Origin of the sequence: Lactobacillus sp. UMNPBX15 (genome assembly GCF_002553785.1) — a bacterium.
Lineage (GTDB): Bacteria > Bacillota > Bacilli > Lactobacillales > Lactobacillaceae > Lactobacillus > Lactobacillus crispatus.
In genome coordinates, this window is record NZ_PCYV01000059.1 from 1 (window position 1) to 3,457 (window position 3,457).

Sequence of the window (3,457 nt, forward strand, 5' to 3'; positions counted from 1 at the left end):
TTCGATCATATTCTTAACCTCCATTAAATTGATGAGATTAGAATACCTGAAAAATGAAGGCTAAAACAGATACTCGGTTATATGACGCTTACGTTAGCTTCAACAATATCGTTATTATGATTCATAAAAAATATCCTCCTTCACTGGTAATTCCAGCATAGGAGGATTCAATTACAAATTCTAGACGTGTGGATACCGACTGCTTACCTTATTATGCAAGCTGAAAACCAAATAAGACCCAAGGACCTGCTCATGCAAGTCCTTGGGCCTTATTTATGTTATGAATTTGCTACGACGGTTTGAGTAGTTGCTTAATCCCGCTTTTTACGGAATCCGGCACTGCCCAACAAAATAGCTAAGCCTGCAATGGCTAAGCCAACCAAGCCTGCACCACGTTGTATTTCGTTACCAGTTTGTGGTAATTTATCTTTTTCATTACCAGACTGTTGAGTAGAACTATGCTTTGTAACGTCACTGGAGTTATCACTTTGAATATGACCAGCTTGGTTACCGTTCCCTTCATTAGTTGCAGAATTATCTTGGTCATCGACTGAATTACTCTTAACAGTAATTCCGTTAATAGCTGCAATTCCATTGTTCTTAGCAGTTTGAACGTCTTCATCAGTGGAAGCACTCCGAACGTTTTCCTTAGCCTGGTTAGCTGCGTTCTGAGCTTGATCAATAAGGCTTTGTTTTTGGTCATCAGTTAAGTTAGCATTGTTGATTTCTTCAATCTTTTTAGCTAAAGCATCATCAATTGCCTTGTTGGTATCATCTTTAGTTGCGGAAGTAGCAGGAACATTAATGTTGTTAATCGTTTCAACACCATTATTCTTGGCAGCTTCAACAACCGCATTAGTAGTAGCGGCATCAATAGCGTCCTTTGCAGCGTCAGCTTCTTGATCTACCAAGTTGTTTAAAAGCTTGGCTTCTTCAGAAGTTAATGGCGCCTTCGCAATTTTGCTCTTCTTAGCGGCAACTGCTGCATCAATTGCAGCCTTTGCACTTACCTTGTCGATTGCGAGCTTACCTGCATCCGTTGCACCTGCAACACCTGTGTTATCAGAAGCATTCTTGATGTTTTCTTTAGCACCAGCAACAGCTTGGTCAATTTGATCCTTTGCTGTTTTCTTTTGATCATCAGTTAAACCTGAAGTTTTATCGATAGCCTGCTTAGCAGCATCTTTAGTTGCTGAAGTAGTAGGAATGTTGTTAATCGTTTCAACACCAGTGTTCTTAGCTGATTCAACATCAGCGTTGTTAGTGGCAGCATCAATCTTGCCCTTAGCTGTTTGAACTTCACCAGCAACGGTCTTCTTCAAAGCATCCTTTTCTTCAGCAGTTAAGTTTGAAGCATCGATTGCAGCGTCCTTAGTCTTAGCAGCTTGATCAATGGCATCCTTAGCTTTCTTCTTAACATCAGAATCAGCTGGAACTTCAACAGCATTAATAGCCTTTTCACCCTTGGTTTGCGCTGTAGTAACATCACCGACAGTTGATGCCTTGCTAATGGCAGTCTTGGCATTAGTTGCAGCTGTCTGAGCTTGGTCCTTCACAGTTTTCTTTTCTTCAGCAGTCAGGTTAGGAGCATCATCAATTGAATTATTCTTTTCAGCCAGTGCTTCATCAATTGCGGCATTTGCACTTACCTTGTCGATTGCGAGCTTACCTGCATCCGTTGCAGCTGCAACACCTGTGTCATCAGAAGCCTTATTGATGTTTTCTTTAGCATCAGCAACAGCTTGGTCAATTTGATCCTTTGCTGTTTTCTTTTGATCATCAGTTAAACCTGAAGTTTTATCGATAGCCTGCTTAGCAGCATCAGCTGTCTTATCAAGATCACTATTAGCGTCATTCTTGGTCTTAGAAGATGTTGGAATTTCAACAGCATTAACAGCCTTTTCAATCTCTGCGACACCAGCTTTACCAGCTTGGCTTGCACCATCGTTAGTATTTGCCTTAGCGATGTTGGCCTTGGCGGTGTTGGCTGCATCGGTTGCCTGCTTAACCAAATCTTGCTTTTCTTGATCACTCAAGTTAGAAGCATGGTTAATTGCATTAGTCTGAGTAGTTAATGCAGTATCGATAGCGTTATTTGCTGCTGTCTTGGCGTCTTCAAGACTGGTTGGAACAGCCTTTTCAATCTCTGCGACACCAGCTTTACCAGCTTGGCTTGCACCATCGTTAGTATTTGCCTTAGCGATGTTGGCCTTGGCGGTGTTGGCTGCATCGGTTGCCTGCTTAACCAAATCTTGCTTTTCTTGATCACTCAAGTTAGAAGCATGGTTAATTGCATTAGTCTGAGTAGTTAATGCAGTATCGATAGCGTTATTTGCTGCTGTCTTGGCGTCTTCAAGACTGGTTGGAACAGCCTTTTCAATCTCTGCGACACCAGCTTTACCAGCTTGGCTTGCACCATCGTTAGTATTTGCCTTAGCGATGTTGGCCTTGGCGGTGTTGGCTGCATCGGTTGCCTGCTTAACCAAATCTTGCTTTTCTTGATCACTCAAGTTAGAAGCATGGTTAATTGCATTAGTCTGAGTAGTTAATGCAGTATCGATAGCGTTATTTGCTGCTGTTTGACTATCAGTCAAACTAGGCACTTTCACTTCATCAATTGCCTTAGTACCCTTAGTTTGTTCAGTAGCTACATCATTGTTTGTTGTAGCTTTGTCGATAGCGGCTTTTGCTGCAGTTGCTGCATCAGTTGCTTCTTTGATCAACTTGTCTTTAGTAGGTTGATCAAGATTGGTTGCTCCATTAATTTCGCTCTTCTTATTGTTAAAAGCATCATCAATTGCCTTGTTGGCATCATCTTTAGTTGCAGAAGTATCAGGAACCTTAACTTTGTTAAGCGTGTCAACACCATTTTCCTTAGCAGTGTTTACTGCATCCTTAGTCGTGGCTTTATCAATAGCCTGGTTAGCAGCAGTCTGGGCATCACTGATTTCCTGCTTCAGGGCGGCCTTTTCTTCTGCAGTTAAGTTTGAAGCATCGATTGCATCGTCCTTAGTCTTAGCAGCTTGATCAATGGCATCCTTAGCAGCATCTTTAGTGGCTGAAGTAGTAGGAACAGTAATCTTGTTAATCTTTCCAACACCAGTGTTCTTAGCTGTAGTAACATCAGCGTCTTTAGTGGCAGCATCAATTGCAGCATTAGCTTTTTGACCTGCAGCATCAACGGTCTTCTTCAAATCAGCCTTTTCTTCAGCAGTTAAGTTTGAAGCATCGATTGCATCGTCCTTAGTCTTAGCAGCTTGATCAATGGCATCCTTAGCATCTTGCTTAACTTGGGAGTCTTCTGGAACTTTAATTCCATTGATGTTATTAACTCCATCAGTTTGTGCTTTCTTAACAGCATCATTATCTTGAGCTGTATTAATAGCTGATTTAGCCTTATCAGCAGCTTTATTAGCTTGATCCTTCACAGCTTGCTTTTCTTCATCAGTCAGGTTAG

At 41.6% G+C, this 3,457-nt stretch carries 1 protein-coding gene; it reads right to left on the reverse strand.

From position 1 onward, the window contains the following. Positions 1-311 precede the first annotated feature (311 nt). Positions 312-3,457: DUF1542 domain-containing protein (locus CP366_RS10175; protein ID WP_143469306.1), on the reverse strand; the 3,146-nt coding region annotated here is incomplete at its 5' end.